Source organism: Bauldia litoralis (assembly GCF_900104485.1).
Lineage (GTDB): Bacteria > Pseudomonadota > Alphaproteobacteria > Rhizobiales > Kaistiaceae > Bauldia > Bauldia litoralis.
The window spans coordinates 65,030-80,466 of the sequence record NZ_FMXQ01000001.1 but is presented as its reverse complement, the minus strand read 5'-3'; the positions used below and the strand labels follow the sequence as shown (position 1 = coordinate 80,466).

The following is a 15,437-nucleotide window of genomic DNA, read 5'->3' as shown; positions in this document are numbered from 1 at the left end:
GTTTCGGATGGAACTGCGCTGGTGGATGCCAAATCCGCCTTGCGCCGAGGGGATGGACCGACGTGAAGACCAGACTTGGGACGATTGCCCTTGCAGGACCGCTGCTCGCGGCGCTGGCGCTGACGCCGATGGTCGCCGAAGCGGCCTGGCGACCCTTTGCCAAGCGTCAGGAGACCGAACAGCTCCAGCCGGGCGGCGACGGGATCGAGGTTGCGCAGGCCGATGTTAGCGAGCGGCTCAATCGCGCCGAGGCCCGGATCCGCGAGTTGACCGGCGCCGTCCAGGAACTCGACTACCGCATGCGCCAGCTCGAGCAGCAGCTTGGCGTGGCGCCGCCCGAAACCGTGGCGACCGGCGGCGTGGTGACGATCGGCGAAGCTGACGGTGTCATGGTCGACCCGGAGCCGCTCGGGCGGCTGATCATCGATGCGCCGGGGGCCGACCAGCCGATCGACCTGACCGCCCCGGTGGCCGGTGCGGCGGCGGCCAAGACCAACGAGTTGCGCGGCAGCACCCAGGTGGCCTCGCTCGGCGAGCCGGGCGCCGATTACGAGCGCGCCTATTCCAGCATTCTCTCCGGCGACTACCAGCTTGCCGAGGCGTCGTTCCGCAGCTTCCTCGCCACTTATCCCGGCGACGAGCGGGCGCCCGACGCGCAATACTGGCTCGGCGAGAGCCTGTTCGCCCGCGGGCAGTTCGGTGAAGCGGCCGACGAGTTTCTGGCCGGCTACAAGGCTTATCCGCAGAGCGCCAAGGCGGCCGACACCCTGCTCAAGCTCGGGCTGTCGCTGGCGGGGCTCGGCGAACGGGAAGCGGCCTGCTCGACCTATACCGAGGTGTTGCGGAAATTCCCCAATGCTTCCAATGCGCTGAAGCAGCGGGTCGCGACCGAACAGGCCGTTGCGGGCTGCTGAGGCCAACCAGCCGCTGACCGACGCCGAGGTCGAGGCGCTTCTCGATCCGGTTGCCGGGGCCGACGTCATTGCGCTCGCGGTGTCCGGCGGCGCGGATTCCCTTGCTCTTCTCGATGTGGTCGATCGCTGGCGGAGGCGCTCCGGACGGCCGGAGGCGATCGTGCTGACCGTCGATCACGGGCTGCGGCCGGAGTCAGCGGGCGAGGCGGCTGACGTCGCCAAAACCGCGGAACGGCGCGGGTTTTCGGCGCGCGTCCTGACCGCGAGCGGGCCTGCGCCGACCAGCGATATCGAGGCGGCCGCGCGGGATTTGCGGTACCGGCTTCTGGTCCGGGAAGCGAGGGTTTCCGGGGCTTCTCACCTGCTTCTGGCGCATCATCGGGACGATCAGGCGGAGACGTTTCTGATGCGGCTGCAGCGCGGGTCCGGGGTGTTCGGGCTGGCGGCGATGCGACGCTGTGTGACCAGCGATGGAATGGCGGTTTTCCGGCCTTTTCTCGACATTCCGCACACCCGTCTGGTGGCGACGACGGCGGCTGCGGGGCTGGTTCCGGTCGAAGATCCGATGAACCGCGACCCGCGATTCCTGCGTGCAAGGGTGCGGAAGGACATGCCGCGACTTGCCGAAAACGGCATGGATTCCAAGGTCTTGGCGGATCTGGCCAGGCGATTTGCGAATGCTGCCGATGCGATCGATTCCTCGGTGGATCGGCTCATTTCTGCGGTTTCGGTCGACCAGCTGGCGACGGCGCGGGTGGAACTTGTTGATTTTGCTGCGGAAACGGCGGAGGTCCGGCTGCGGTTGCTGGTCCGGCTGCTGGCGGCGATCGGCGGGGAGGGATATCCTCCGCGTTTTCAGAGGCTTGAGGCACTCGACGCGGCGCTGCGGCAGGGCGGGCGGTGCAAGCGGACGCTGGGCGGGGTTGTCGCTGAAACCCGCGGAAAATCAGCGTTTTTCTACCGGGAATCGGGTCGGGACGGGCTTCCCGACATCGCGCTCGGGGCCGACGGGTTTTCGGGCGTCTGGGACGGACGATACAGGGTCCGGACGGGGCCGGACGGGGGGCGGGCGCTGAGGCTTGCCGCACTGGGCGAGGCCGGACGGCGGGCGATACAGGCGCGAATCGCCTCTGTCCCTGCGACAGTGCTCGAAATCCAGCCGGCCCTGTGGCGGGGGGGCGAGGTGGTCGCCGCGCCGACGATCGGCTACCGCGCCGAGGGGGTGCGACTGCCGTCGATCGCCGTCGGGCAGATCGTCGCGGAGCGGCTTGCAAGTCCGTCGCGGTTCCCCAGATATGGCGACTGAGCCGCCGTCCTGTTCACCCTGCCGTAATTTCAGCATGATACGCCAACAGACTCTTGTTGGAATCCTGCCATTCGGCACCTATCTTAATGCCTGAGAAACCGGGCTTGAGCGGACGATGGGCCGCTAAGGGACAAGTATGAACGCCAATTTCCGAAACTTTGCGTTGTGGGTGATCATCGGACTGGTGCTCATCGCCCTGTTCAATCTCTTCCAGAATTCGAGCCAGCGCGTCGCCGGGCAGGACATCTCCTATTCGACCTTCCTCGCGGATGTCGAGGATGGCCGCGTCCGCAACGTGGTGATCTCCGGCCAGCAGATCGCCGGCGTCTATTCGGACGGCGGCGCCTTCCAGACCTTCGCGCCCGAAGATCCCGACCTGGTCAAGCGGCTCGAGGAGCGCGGCGTGATGATCACGGCGAAGCCGCCGGTCGAGGCCGGCCAGTCGCTGATCGGCATGCTGGTCTCCTGGCTGCCGATGTTCCTGATCCTGGCGGTATGGATCTTCTTCATGCGCCAGATGCAGGGTGGCGCCGGCGGCAAGGCGATGGGCTTCGGCAAGTCGAAGGCCAAGCTTTTGACCGAGGCCCATGGCCGCGTCACCTTCGAGGACGTAGCGGGCGTCGACGAGGCCAAGGAAGACCTGCAGGAGATCGTCGAGTTCCTGCGCGACCCGCAAAAGTTCCAGCGGCTCGGCGGACGGATTCCGCGCGGCGTGCTCCTGGTCGGACCGCCCGGCACCGGCAAGACGCTGCTCGCCCGCGCCATCGCCGGCGAGGCCAACGTGCCGTTCTTCACGATCTCGGGCTCCGACTTCGTCGAGATGTTCGTCGGCGTCGGCGCGTCCCGTGTCCGCGACATGTTCGAGCAGGCGAAGAAGAATGCGCCCTGCATCATCTTCATCGACGAGATCGACGCGGTCGGCCGCCACCGTGGCGCCGGCCTCGGCGGCGGCAACGACGAGCGCGAGCAGACGCTGAACCAGCTTCTCGTCGAGATGGACGGCTTCGAGGCGAATGAGGGCGTCATCCTGATCGCCGCGACCAACCGGCCCGACGTCCTCGACCCGGCGCTGCTGCGCCCCGGCCGCTTCGACCGCCAGATCGTCGTGCCCAATCCCGACGTCGTCGGCCGCGAGCGCATCCTCAAGGTCCATGTCCGCAAGGTGCCGCTGGCGCCGGATGTCGACCTCAGGACGGTGGCGCGCGGCACGCCCGGCTTCTCCGGCGCCGACCTGATGAACCTCGTCAACGAGGCGGCGCTGCTTGCGGCCCGTCGCGGCAAGCGGCTGGTCACCATGTCGGAATTCGAGAACGCCAAGGACAAGGTGATGATGGGCGCCGAGCGCCGCACCCTGGTGATGACCGAGGACGAGAAGCGGCTGACCGCCTATCACGAGGCCGGCCACGCCGTCGTCGCCTTCCACGTTCCGGCGACCGACCCGATCCACAAGGCGACGATCATCCCGCGCGGCCGGGCGCTGGGCATGGTGATGCAGCTCCCCGAACGCGACAAGCTGTCGATGAGCCTCGAGCAGATGACCTCCCGCCTCGCCATCATGATGGGTGGCCGGGTCGCCGAGGAAATCGTCTTCGGCCGCGAGAAGGTCACGTCGGGCGCCGCCTCGGATATCGAGGGGGCGACGTCGCTGGCCCGGATGATGGTCACCCGCTGGGGGCTGTCCGAGGAACTCGGCACGGTGTCCTATGGCGAGAATCAGGAAGAGGTCTTCCTCGGCCATTCGGTGTCGCGCCAGCAGAACGTGTCCGAGGAGACGGCGCAGAAGATCGACGCGGAAATCCGGCGGCTGGTCGAGACCGGCCTGTCGGAAGCCCAGAAGATCCTGACCGACCACCGCGACGAACTGGAGACGCTGGCCCAGGGGCTGCTCGAATACGAGACCCTGTCGGGCGACGAGATCCGCGGGTTGTTCGCCGGCCAGGCGCCGGTGCGGGACACCGGCGACGACCAGCCGCCGTCGCGCGGTTCGGCGGTGCCGGTGACCAAGGGCAAGCCCAAGGGCGAACCGCCGGCCGGCCTGGAGCCGCAGCCGCAGGCCTGATCGCCACGCTCATTGCCAAATGCTTCAAACCCCGGGATGGCTGGCGCTGTCCCGGGGGTTTTTGTTTCGGTACACCGACGGGCACGCCGGTGATCAGCGCTTCACACCCAACGGCCGTCTAGATGTCGGGCGTAGCGCCGAAACAGCATTGATCCGCTTGGACGGCATCGTGGCCCGTACTGCTAAGGGGCCCAGCAGATGACTGCATAGCCAGTATGGCCACACCATCCGCCGCCATGGTTCATTGCCGTCTTGATGCTGATGAGTTGGTTGCCTGGTGAGCATAGCTTGCTGAATTCAGCGACGCGTTGTTCCGGTGTACCGAGGGCGGGTCCGCCCAAGTTATGACAGGTAAAGCGAAAATCGGTAGGCCGGTGGTTGTCGCCGACATAGACAGTAAACATCTCAACGCTTTTCAAGCGCTTGTCCAGATGCGCATTCTCCGCTTTCAGCGACGTGACTGCGGCCCGTTCTTGGTTTCTTTCGGCTATAGCCCGGTCGAAAGCGGCTTTTGCTTCGCTCGCTAGGTGGAACCCTTGCAGTCCGTCGCCGGGAAGTACCACTTGGTAGGAACCCTCCGATGTCGATAGCGTAACGACACGACGTGGGTAGAAATCCTCGTCGCCGAATTTGATGGGCGTACGGTCACAACGGATGCCCACGTCCTTCTTCTCAACGGTGAAACCCTGGTCCGTTCCTACGACAACCGACGACTGATCGTCTTTAAGCGACGTTGACTTACAGGCGACGTCATCGCCAATTCCGCCGATGCCGTGGATCACTAATTTCTTATCAGGGTCGTTTATTTGAATATCGAACGTCACGCCCCGCGGGTTGTCGGTCGTGTGTGTGATTTCAATGTCCTTCGCGAGCAAGGCTACGCAATCGTTGAAACTCTGCAGGGCATCAGTCACGACGGTAGTCTCAAACGACGTATCTGCACTCTCGAAAAAGTTGTTACCCGCGCCGATCTGGCAAAATTCGGTGAGCTCCTCCTTACTCCAGTCGCTGTCACCTTCCGCCTTGAAAGGAACCCCCTTGATTGGAAATCCCACAGAGGCCGACGAGACCCAATCCTGCTGGGATCCGTCTTTCCTACAATAGAGATTGAAGTAATAAGATTTTTCAGACCTATTTTTTGTTTCGATCGAAATCTCTGTTACAGCATCTTTATAGACGGCGTCGCAGACGGTCTCTTGCGCTATAGCAGCAGAGGCTAGTGCAAATTGACCAGTGATCGCGGCCAATGTGAGTATCCGCATCGTCTTTCCTCCCTTAGGTCTATTCCGACCGGCCGTCCGGATTGGGAAATGCGGGAGCAGCGCGGCCAACTGACAATTGAAAGTTTGCCCCAAATCAACTAGGGGCTTCAAGGGCGGCGCGCATTAGGGATTGCGCGCAATGACGATCATCGTTCGGTCGTTGGAGTCGGCCAAGATAATAGAACGTGCATTCGAGCGTACCGAAATTTGGCGTTCGAGTTCGCGGTCAAGCCGATTGCCGCCTTAGACATCGCCACAACCCATACGGTTAATGATCGTGGTTAACACGGATTTAACCATTAACCACAACAATCCCTTACCAAGGCGCCGCTGTTGGCGACCGCTTGTTGCTGGGCGCAATGGAAAGGATCGGGACGATGTTGAGTATTCGGGGTTCAGCTCTGCTCGGAGCGATGGCGCTGCTCCTGCCGTCCGCGGCGGCGATGGCGGCGGACCTGGGGGCGATCTACTACGAGGAGCCTGTGGCGACGCCGTATGAGATCGGCAGCAACTGGTACCTGCGCGGCGACATCGGCTACAAATGGTACGCGGCGCCGAATGCCAGCTACAACGTCAACGGCTATGGCGACATGATCGACGAGAGCCTGGCGCCGACGGGGCTCGCCGGCATCGGCTTCGGCTACCGCTTCAACGACTCCTTCCGCTCGGACGTGACGATCGACTACGAGTGGGAAAGCGAATTCAAGGGCAAGCTGACCTGCCCCAATCCCTGCACCGGCAAGCCGGGCAAGGAATACTCCAAGGAATATGCGAACATCGAGGCCTGGAGCGGGCTGGTCAACGCCTACTGGGACTTCGGTCTCGGCGGCGAGGGCATCGCCGGGGTCATCCCCTATGTCGGCGCCGGCATCGGCGTGTCGAGCCTGACGACCTCGAAGGTCAGCTACACCAATCCCAACGGAACCACCGGGACCTGGAAGGGCGCGACGACGACCAACCTCGCCTGGGCGGTGATGGCCGGCGTGTCGGTGCCGATCACCAACAACTGGCTGGTCGACCTCAACTACCGCTACATGGATCTTGGCGACGCGCAGTCGGGCAAGACCATCCCGGCGCTCGGCAACAAGCGGATCAAGTATGACGACATCACCGCTTCGGAAGTGCGTGTCGGCTTCCGCTACCAGTTCGACTAGGCGCTAAATACACAAAGCATGATTTTGGGGCGCATCGAGAACGCGGCGGGGAATTTCCCCGCCGCGTTTCGTTTGAGCGGGCGGGCGATCGAAAAACGGAGAGCGGCAGGGCTCAAAGCCGCATTGCCGTTTCCTCCTTCGCGGTCCGGATGACGATCATCGTGAAGTAGCGGGCGACGTTGTTCTCATCGCGGAACAGCCTGTCGCAGAGTGCATCCAGTTCGTCCATGTCGCGCAGGCCGAGCATCAGAACGACATCGGTTTCGCCCGTCACGGCATAGGCGTGTGAAACGACCTCTTCGGTGCGGGCGATGTCGAGAAAGCGGCGCATATGGTGCTCGCCGTGCAACTTGAGCTCCACCGTGACCAGGGCCTTTATCGCGCGCCCGGCCCGGGCGGGATCAAGAATCGCGACAACGCGGTCGATCACGCCTGACTTGCGCAACCGCTGGACGCGGCGCAGGCAGGAGGAGGGCGACAGACCCACCTCTTCGGCCATGTCGACATTCGTCCGCGACGCGTCGCGCTGCATGAGGTTCAGGAGCTTGCGGTCGATCCGATCCATTCTCCCAGAATAATCGTCACGGACCGATGTGCAATAAAATTGCGCGAAGCTGCAATCTTTGACCGCATATGCGAGGCGGGTCGGGCTACGAGACCGGGGCAACCTTAAAGGAGGTTCCCTTGTCGATCCTGACGACCAACATGCATATCGAAAGACGGTCTCTCTCCGAAAGGCGATCCGGCCCGAAAGACGAAGAAGCGTACCTTCGGGCGCATGAGGCTTGCTACGCGGACTCAGTCCGCAAGCCGCTGGACGCGATCTCGTCGCTTTGCGGAACGCGTCCGGGGCGATGGCTCATGCGGTTGCCTCGGCGACTGTTCGACGGGTCATTCTCCGCGCGGATCGACGCAGTGAAGGCAGAATGACACTGATGTGGCTGAACACGCCCGCCGCTTCTTGTCCGGGCGGGCGCGTCGTCAGTCGGCCTGCTCGAGATCGAGGGCGAGGCGCAGGCCGGGTGCCTGGCGTGACGCGAGGTTGTAGAGGACGACCACGCAAAGGCCGGCCAGCGCGCCGGCGGCAAGGCCGTAGCCAAGGCCGGCGAGGAAGAGGTTTTCCTCGACGCCGCGGATCTGCTCGATGATCGGCAGCGCCACCGCCTCGTAGAGCGACAGGAGGACCACCGGCACCCAGATCGACGTGGCGACGATCCGCCATGGTGTCTCCCCCCAGCGAAAGCGCACCGACAGCCATGGCGCCGGCCCGGCCGACAGCCGGTAGAGGGCCAGCACGATGAGGGTGCTGGCCGCCAGCGAACAGGCGGCGCGCAGCATGACGGTGACGGTGGTGTAGGGGGTGAAGTCGAAGATCGCCTGGAAAAAGAAGATCAGCGCCAGGAAGAGCCCGCCCCAGATCGCGACGACGAAGGGCCGCTCGACATGAAGCGCGCCGCCGGCGATCCGCGTCGACAGCGGCGTGCGGCCGACGAGGTTGATCAGCAGGACGACGGTCAGCATGCCGATATAGCCGAGCAGCAGGCCGGACTCCGGCGGCTTGGAGATCGGGCCGTCGGCCGGCAGGCTGGAGACGAAGGGCAGGATGGCGACCGTGACGCCCTCGAGTGCCGCGGCGATGCCGACCAGGACCCAGGGCAGGCGCGCGACCGCGACCTTCAAGCGGGCTCGTCCTTCCATTCGAAATGCTGGCCGAGCTTCTTGTAGTGGGTGCCCCAGAAATAGAGGTAGGAGACGAAGATGATCGCCATGGCGATGAGGTTCTGGATCTGGAAGACATCGGCCATGAGGAAGCCGCCGATCGTCAGCGGCGCGGCGAAGGTCAGGATCGGCGCCTCGTCCCACAACACGAAGGCGAGGTAGCCGAGGCCGAAGGTCAGGATCAGCGCGGCGACGCCCATGTAGAACTTCATGTGCACCGTCTTGGCCGAGACGTTGACGACGCTGAGCCGGTAGCGCTCGATGAAGATGCGGAAGAGGTTATAGGCGAGGATGAAGACGCCCGAGACGATGCCGGCCCTGGGCGACAGCGAGAGCCCCCATATCATCAGCAGGAAGAGCCCGAAGGCATAGCCGGCGGAGATCAGCTGGGTCGGGACCAGCGGCACGTTGACCAGCTCGGGGAAGACCCGGAGCGCCTTGGTCAGCGGGTGGGTGTAGACGGTGGCGTAGCGGCTCGTGGTTTGGCGGCCGTGGCAGCAGCCGTAGCTGTAGCAGCCGATCCGGCCCAGCGCGAGCGACAGGCAGCCGGCCGTCAGGTTGATGTCCATGCAGGCGAGGAAGTCGATGCCGGTCGACCAGGCGAACCACACCGTGCCGAGGAAGACGCCGATCTGGCCGCCCTGGTTGTAGAAGGCGGTCTCGGCCATGTATTTGCGCGGATTGCGCAGGAACTCGCGGCCGAGCGCGAAAAAGTGGAAGACCTTGCTGAAGACCAGCGAGAAGAAGACGACGCCGACCAGCTTCCACAGCCAGCTGCCGTCGGCGGTCTGGGCCGGGAACATCGTCAGGTAGAAATACGAGGCGACGAGGAAGGAAAGCACCGCGGCGACGGAGTTAATGAAGCCGCCGGTGACGATGTAGACGTCCTTGAACCGGAAGAGGATCGGGTAGTCCTTGAGGACGAGGATCGGCGAGGAAATGGCGTAGAGGATTGACCTGAAGGCTGTCATGTCGGCTCGTGTGGTCCCCGTTTGTCAGGTCGTAATCCGCCCCGCGTGGCGGAGACGCATAGCAAACGGCAACGACTACTGGAAGCCAATTGCCCTCTCTCGCCCGGCAATCCCGGGTAAAGCCGGCCGTGGCGGCGCGAAAAGGCCGCAACGGGCGGGCATTCCGCCGGCAGGCGGGGACCGGACGGGGGCCGATTCACCCGGTCTTAAGCTCCGCGCGCCCATTCAGGGGAAAGCCAATGCGCGCGCCGGGCGGACCCTTGCGCCGGCCGGGCCAAGCGCGATCGTGAGCGGCAACAGGATGGAGAGCGGAAAATGGCGATGCATCGGAGCGTGGCAGCGGGTTTCGCGGCGGTTCTCATGACGGCTGGCGCGGCCGCCGCGGCCGACCCGGCGGCGATCAAGGAAGCCTGCGTCAAGAATACAAGCTGGACCGCGGAGGCGTGCGAGTGCCTTGCCGGAAAGGCGAAGTCGTCGTCGCTGTCGTCGGACCAGCAGGCCTATGTCGTCGCCATCCTTGCCGAGGATTCCGACGGCGCGAAAAAGGCCGAGGCGGCGCTGACAGTGCCGCAATTCGCCGACGTCAGCTCGTTCCTGGTCAACGCCGGCACGGATTGCACCGGCGACTGACCGGCCGGAACTGGCAAGGCCGGTTCCGATGCCTATCTAGAAAACGGGGGCGTGGCCTCGCCCCTCCCAAGCAGCCAGAGGCCTGTCCAGGGCCAGACTTCACCATGGGATCAAAGCAGATGAGACATCCGATGCGTACCGTTGCCATCGCCGCCGCGTTCGCAGTCGTCGCAGGCCTTGCCGCCGCCCCGTCGGTCCTGGCCTTCGGTGGCAGCAGCAACTCGATCGGCGCCGGCCGCGGCTGGGTCGGTGGAACACAGAACCCCAACGACTTCCCGAACTGCATGATCTGGAGCCAGCGCGACCGCGCTTACATGTGGATCTGCGGCAAGCCCTATCCGGCGGGCTACCTCCACCGCTAGGGCTGCGGCCACCGCGAAGATCCGGCTGCGTGTGGTCACGCCGGCCGCCGGGCTTCGCTGCAAGGAAAGACTGCCGCCGGTCGTCCGGCGGTGGTGACCTTCGACCGTCGGCAGCCCGTGCGTTTGCCGACTGACCTGCAGCCTCCCGTTTGCAACCTCGTCATTAGGATGCTAACGATTGGCGAACGGAGCCTCGCGTCCGCATCGGCGGCGCAAGGGAAGAGAGGTCGACATGGCACAGCGCATTCTCAATGGATCGAAACGCCTCCTGATCGCCGGCCTGGCGACGCTTGGGACGATGGGTCTGGCGCAGGCCGCGGATGACAGCCTCGCCGGGGTCGCCGCCTTCTTTGCCGATGCCGACGTGGTCGGCGCACCGACGACCGTCGACTGCACGCTTTCCGGCGGCGCCGAGACGACGTGCTTCTCGATCACGGTCAAGGCCGATCCCCAGAGCTACACGCCGGGTCCCTGGTGTCCGACAAACATCGCGGATGGTGCGGATGCCGGCGGCATCTGGATGCGGGACGGCGACGTCTACGACGTCGATGGCGCCTTCATCGCCAACCTTGCGGAGTTCTACGGCGACACCGAGTGGCAGCTCTTCGATCCCGCCACGGGCGATGTCCGGTTCACCGGAACGCTGGAGGCCTGCGAGGCGGCTGCGCGCCCCGATGTCGATGCGGCCTACAACAATTACTGCGTCCAGTGCCTGCCGGAATACATGCCGGCCGATGCGACCACGACCTATGTCATCCCGCTGGAGCCGCAGGCGGCCAGCCGGCCGCAGCCGACGAACATGTCCGGGTCCGGCATCGCCTATAACGGCATCCGGCTGGACGGGCCGGCGCCGCTCGACGCGATTCTGGCCGCGCACACGATCGCGCCCTTCGACGACTGCGGCGGCCATGTGAACACCCATGTCGGCTATCACTACCATGCCGTCACCGACTGCCTTCCGGACGCGCCGGCCAGCTTCGGTCCGGTCGACGGCGAGTCCGCTGCCGATCATGGCACGCAGATCGGCCTGGCGATGGATGGCTTCCAGATCTTCCCGCACCTTCTGGCATCGGGCATGACGCCCGACGATCTCGACAGTTGCAACGGGCATGAGGGCGAGGGGCTCGCGTATCATTATCACGCGGGTGCGCCGGGCTCGAATGCGATCCTCGGGTGCCTGACCGCCCAGGCCGGGTGCGCGCTCGGCAGTGCGGACGCGTCCTGCGACGCTTCGGTGCGCCCGCCGCGTCCCTGAGCGGGCCGACTGTCACCGGTCATGTGAAGCCGGCGGGCGCCTCCCGGGTGGCTACCCGGCCGCCACTCTCCCCGTCCGTTCCTGACACTTGCGATTGCCGTCGTCGCGAGAGCAACGCCTGCTTGTGATCCGGTTCACTGCGACACGGGAACCGGCCGCGTATTGAGCGGCCAACCGAAATCGAGACAGGGAACACAGATCATGAGCATGACCTCGGAAAAGACGAACCGCGCCGGCAAGCACACCAACGCCAATGCCAAGCATCGGATCGATGGCGCGGACCAGGTGTCCTTCGCCCGCGCCGCATGGCCGGTGTGGCGCATGACCGGGCTCACCCGGTAAGGCCGACGACCGCCGCCGCCAGACGCGGCGCGTGAGCAAAGTCCAGCCGTTCCGATCGATTCAGGACGGCTGACTTTTTGTCCACACGGGGCGGGGGGCGGACAACGTCCGCGGCCGGCAGACGGACAGCCAGCCTCCAGCCCACCCCATCATCCTCTCTTTATCCTGCAAGAGCCTGGCGGCCTGATCCGCCCGGGCGCTTCCTGGCACGTGCCTGCGGCATCCTGCATCACGCCGTTGGAATCGTCGCCGGGGACCTTGCGCTTCGCGTCAGTTCGGGTAGGAAGGCGGCGGGCCACCCCTCCCCAACGAGGGGCTCCTATCTGAGAGGATAGACTACAATGACAGATACCGCCGCCAACGGCATGGCTGCGCCTGCGTGCAAGCCGTCAAATCCCAACTTCTCTTCCGGACCCTGCGCCAAGCGACCTGGCTGGTCGCTCGAAGCCCTGCGCGATGCGGCGCTCGGCCGTTCGCACCGGTCGAAGATCGGCAAGTCCAAGCTCAAGCAGGCCATCGACCTGACGCGCGAGGCGCTCGAGGTTCCGGCCGACTACCGGATCGGCGTCGTGCCGGCCTCGGATACCGGCGCCGTCGAGATGGCGCTGTGGTCGATGCTCGGGGCCCGGCCGGTCGATGTGCTGGCCTGGGAGAGCTTCGGCCTCGGCTGGGTCACCGACGTGGTCAAGCAGCTCAAGCTCGACAATGCGCGGGTGATCAAGGCCGATTACGGCAAGCTGCCCGATCTCGGACAGGTCGATTTCAGCCATGACGTGGTCTTCACCTGGAACGGCACGACCTCCGGCGTCCGCGTTCCGGACGGCGACTGGATCGCCTCCGACCGCGAGGGGCTGACGATCTGCGACGCGACCTCGGCGGCCTTCGCCCAGCCGCTTCCCTTCGACAAGCTCGATGTCGTCACCTTCTCCTGGCAGAAGGCGCTCGGCGGCGAAGCGGCGCACGGCATCCTGATCCTCAGCCCGCGCGCCGTCGAACGGCTGGAAAGCTACGTCCCGGCCTGGCCGCTGCCGAAGCTCTTCCGGATGACCAAGGGCGGCAAGCTCAACGAGGGCATTTTCATCGGCGAGACGATCAACACGCCGTCGATGCTCTGCGTCGAGGACTATCTCGACGCGCTCACCTGGGCCAAGGCCGAGGGCGGGCTCGACGGGCTGATCGGCCGCGCCAACGCCAACTACAAGGTGCTGGCCGACTGGGCGGATCGCACGCCCTGGGTCGACTTCTTCGCCGAGGACCCGGCGACCCGGTCGAACACCTCGATCTGCATGCGGATCGTCGATCCGGAGGTGACCGGGCTCGATCTCGCCGGCCACGAGGCCTTCGTCCGCGCCATCGCATCGCGGCTCGACAAGGAAGGCGTCGCCCATGACATCGCCTTCCATCGCGACGCGCCGCCGCATCTGCGGATCTGGGGCGGGGCGACCGTCGAGGCCTCCGACCTCGCGATCCTGACCGAATGGCTCGACTGGGCCTTCGCCCAGGAAAAGGCATCGCTGAAGCAGGCGGCCTGAGCCGCCCGCCGCTCTTCCTCAAAGGAGCCTCGCGGCCCCTCCACAGCACGTCACCCCGGCGAAAGCCGGGGTCCATCTCCACCGGTGCCGACAGGGTTCCGCGTCAGCGATGGATTCCGGCTTTCGCCGGAATGACCGGGAGAGGGGACATGACGACGGCTCACAAACGACCAGGGAATCAAAATCAATGACTGCTCCCCGCGTACTGGTTTCAGACAAGCTTTCCCCGACCGCCGTGCAGGTCTTCAAGGACCGTGGCATCGACGTCGACTACCAGCCCGATCTCGGCAAGGACAAGGACGCGCTGCTGGCGGCGATCGGCGACTATGACGGGCTCGCCATCCGCTCGGCGACCAAGGCGACCGAGAAGCTGCTTGGCGCGGCGTCCAGGCTCAAGGTGATCGGCCGGGCCGGCATCGGCGTCGACAATGTCGACGTGCCGGCGGCGACGGCGCGCGGCATCATCGTCATGAACACGCCCTTCGGCAACTCGATCACCACGGCCGAGCACGCCATCGCGATGATGTTCGCGGTCGCTCGCCAGATCCCCGCCGCCGACGCCTCGACCCAGGCCGGCAAGTGGGAGAAGAACCGCTTCATGGGCGTCGAGATCACCGGCAAGACGCTCGGAATCATAGGCTGCGGCAACATCGGCTCGATCGTCGCCGAGCGGGCGATCGGCCTCCGGATGAAGGTGGTCGCCTTCGATCCCTTCCTGTCCGACGAGCGGGCGGTGCAACTCGGCGTCGACAAGGTCGACCTCGACGAGCTGCTGCGCCGGGCCGACTTCATCACCCTGCATACGCCGCTGACCGACAACACCCGCAACATCATCGACGCGGCGGCGATCGCCAAGATGAAGAAGGGCGTGCGCGTCATCAACTGCGCCCGTGGCGGGCTGGTGGTCGAGGAAGACCTCGCCGCCGGGATCAAGGACGGCAAGGTGGCCGGCGCCGGCTTCGACGTCTTCGTCACCGAGCCGGCCGAGTCGAGCCCGCTCTTCGGCCTGCCCAACGTCGTCTGCACGCCGCATCTCGGCGCCTCGACCACCGAGGCGCAGGAGAATGTCGCGGTGCAGGTCGCCGAGCAGATGTCCGACTACCTGCTCGACGGCGCGGTGACCAACGCGCTCAACATGCCGTCGATCTCGGCGGAAGAGGCGGTGCGGCTGACGCCCTTCGTCCGGTTGGCCGAGGACCTCGGCTCCTTCGCCGGGCAGCTCACCGAGTCGACCCTGCGCGGCATCACCATCGAATATGCCGGCGAGGTCGCCGAGATGAACACCAAGGCGCTGACCTCGGCGCTGCTGGCCGGCCTGCTGCGGCCGATCCTGACCGAGGTCAACATGGTCAACGCGCCGGTGGTGGCGCAGGGCCGCGGCATCGCCGTCGACGAGGTGCGCCAGTCCCAGCGCGGCATCTTCGAGACCTATATCCGCCTCACCGTGCGGACGGAGCGCCAGGAGCGTTCGGTCGCCGGCACCGTCTTCTCCGACGGCAAGGCGCGGCTGATCCAGATCAAGGGGATCAGCATGGAGGCGAGCTTCGGCCCGCACATGCTCTACATCACCAACCGCGACAAGCCCGGCTTCATCGGTCGTCTCGGCACGCTGCTCGGCGCCGAGGAGGTCAACATCGCCACCTTCAACCTCGGCCGTGCCGCGGTCGGCGAGGAGGCCATCGCGCTGATCGAGGTCGACGGCCCGATCGACGACGCGGTGCTCGACAAGGTGATGGCGCTCGAGGGCGTGGTGCAGGCCAAGCGCCTGCGCTTCTGATCGACGGGTGAGGGGTGGTGCGCGCTTCGAGGCGCGCACCTCGGTCTTCCCTTCTGTCATCCCCGGCGAGGGCGAAGCCCGAGGGAAGGGGATCCAGTAAACGATGGCTGTCGATTTGTGGGCACGGCCTTCGCGGCCGTCCCCGTCGTTGGTC

General features: G+C 65.4%; 14 protein-coding genes. 10 read left to right on the top strand and 4 right to left on the bottom strand.

Annotation, left to right across the window (positions count from 1 at the left end; genetic code table 11):
- Positions 1-62 precede the first annotated feature (62 nt).
- From ybgF to ftsH, 3 genes are all read left to right on the top strand, one after another.
- Positions 63-914, top strand: coding sequence for a tol-pal system protein YbgF (gene ybgF, locus BLT60_RS00375; RefSeq protein ID WP_175478220.1), 852 nt, complete (start codon positions 63-65; stop codon positions 912-914).
- Positions 901-2,220, top strand: coding sequence for a tRNA lysidine(34) synthetase TilS (gene tilS / locus BLT60_RS00370; protein ID WP_090874241.1), 1,320 nt, complete (start codon positions 901-903; stop codon positions 2,218-2,220). The genes ybgF and tilS overlap by 14 nt, the downstream gene beginning before the upstream one ends.
- A 136-nt stretch (positions 2,221-2,356) precedes the next feature.
- Positions 2,357-4,279, top strand: coding sequence for an ATP-dependent zinc metalloprotease FtsH (gene ftsH, locus BLT60_RS00365; protein WP_090874240.1), 1,923 nt, complete (start codon positions 2,357-2,359; stop codon positions 4,277-4,279).
- A gap of 182 nt (positions 4,280-4,461) precedes the next feature.
- On the opposite strand, the gene BLT60_RS00360 is transcribed toward ftsH, so the two are convergent.
- The gene (locus BLT60_RS00360) at positions 4,462-5,541 is read right to left on the bottom strand and encodes a hypothetical protein (protein WP_139167720.1); all 1,080 of its coding nucleotides are present in this window, start codon (positions 5,539-5,541) and stop codon (positions 4,462-4,464) included.
- A gap of 377 nt (positions 5,542-5,918) precedes the next feature.
- On the opposite strand from BLT60_RS00360, the gene BLT60_RS00355 reads away from it, so the two are divergent.
- Entirely contained in the window at positions 5,919-6,695 is a 777-nt protein-coding gene (locus BLT60_RS00355) for an outer membrane protein (RefSeq protein ID WP_175478219.1), read from the top strand.
- Between the two features lie 112 nt (positions 6,696-6,807).
- Here BLT60_RS00355 and BLT60_RS00350 read toward each other — a convergent pair whose 3' ends face one another.
- The 3 genes from BLT60_RS00350 to BLT60_RS00335 all read right to left on the bottom strand — a co-directional run bounded on the left by BLT60_RS00350 (position 6,808) and on the right by BLT60_RS00335 (position 9,385).
- Entirely contained in the window at positions 6,808-7,260 is a 453-nt protein-coding gene (locus tag BLT60_RS00350; RefSeq protein ID WP_090874237.1) for an Lrp/AsnC family transcriptional regulator, read from the bottom strand.
- 416 nt (positions 7,261-7,676) lie between these two features.
- Entirely contained in the window at positions 7,677-8,375 is a 699-nt protein-coding gene (locus BLT60_RS00340; protein ID WP_090874235.1) for a hypothetical protein, read from the bottom strand.
- Positions 8,372-9,385 (bottom strand): prolipoprotein diacylglyceryl transferase family protein, encoded by a 1,014-nt coding sequence (locus BLT60_RS00335; protein WP_090874234.1) that lies wholly within the window; start codon positions 9,383-9,385, stop codon positions 8,372-8,374. The genes BLT60_RS00340 and BLT60_RS00335 overlap by 4 nt, the downstream gene beginning before the upstream one ends.
- Positions 9,386-9,700: 315 nt before the next feature.
- Between BLT60_RS00335 and BLT60_RS00330 the strand changes: the two genes are divergently transcribed.
- From BLT60_RS00330 to serA, 6 genes are all read left to right on the top strand, one after another.
- A complete protein-coding gene (locus BLT60_RS00330; RefSeq protein ID WP_090874233.1) occupies positions 9,701-10,015 on the top strand; it encodes a hypothetical protein in 315 nt (104 codons plus the stop codon).
- A gap of 131 nt (positions 10,016-10,146) precedes the next feature.
- Positions 10,147-10,377 carry a hypothetical protein gene (locus tag BLT60_RS00325; protein ID WP_090874232.1) on the top strand — a complete coding sequence of 77 codons (231 nt, stop codon included), beginning with the start codon at positions 10,147-10,149 and terminating at the stop codon, positions 10,375-10,377.
- Between the two features lie 232 nt (positions 10,378-10,609).
- Positions 10,610-11,632: a YHYH protein gene (locus tag BLT60_RS00320; protein ID WP_090874231.1), complete on the top strand. Its 1,023-nt coding sequence runs from the start codon at positions 10,610-10,612 to the stop codon at positions 11,630-11,632.
- A gap of 201 nt (positions 11,633-11,833) precedes the next feature.
- Positions 11,834-11,974 carry a hypothetical protein gene (locus BLT60_RS24245; protein ID WP_175478218.1) on the top strand — a complete coding sequence of 47 codons (141 nt, stop codon included), beginning with the start codon at positions 11,834-11,836 and terminating at the stop codon, positions 11,972-11,974.
- A gap of 341 nt (positions 11,975-12,315) precedes the next feature.
- Positions 12,316-13,506 (top strand): phosphoserine transaminase, encoded by a 1,191-nt coding sequence (locus BLT60_RS00315; protein WP_090874230.1) that lies wholly within the window; start codon positions 12,316-12,318, stop codon positions 13,504-13,506.
- Between the two features lie 187 nt (positions 13,507-13,693).
- On the top strand, positions 13,694-15,283 hold the full coding sequence (serA, locus tag BLT60_RS00310) for a phosphoglycerate dehydrogenase (RefSeq protein WP_090874229.1): 1,590 nt from the start codon (positions 13,694-13,696) through the stop codon (positions 15,281-15,283).
- Positions 15,284-15,437: the final 154 nt, after the last annotated feature.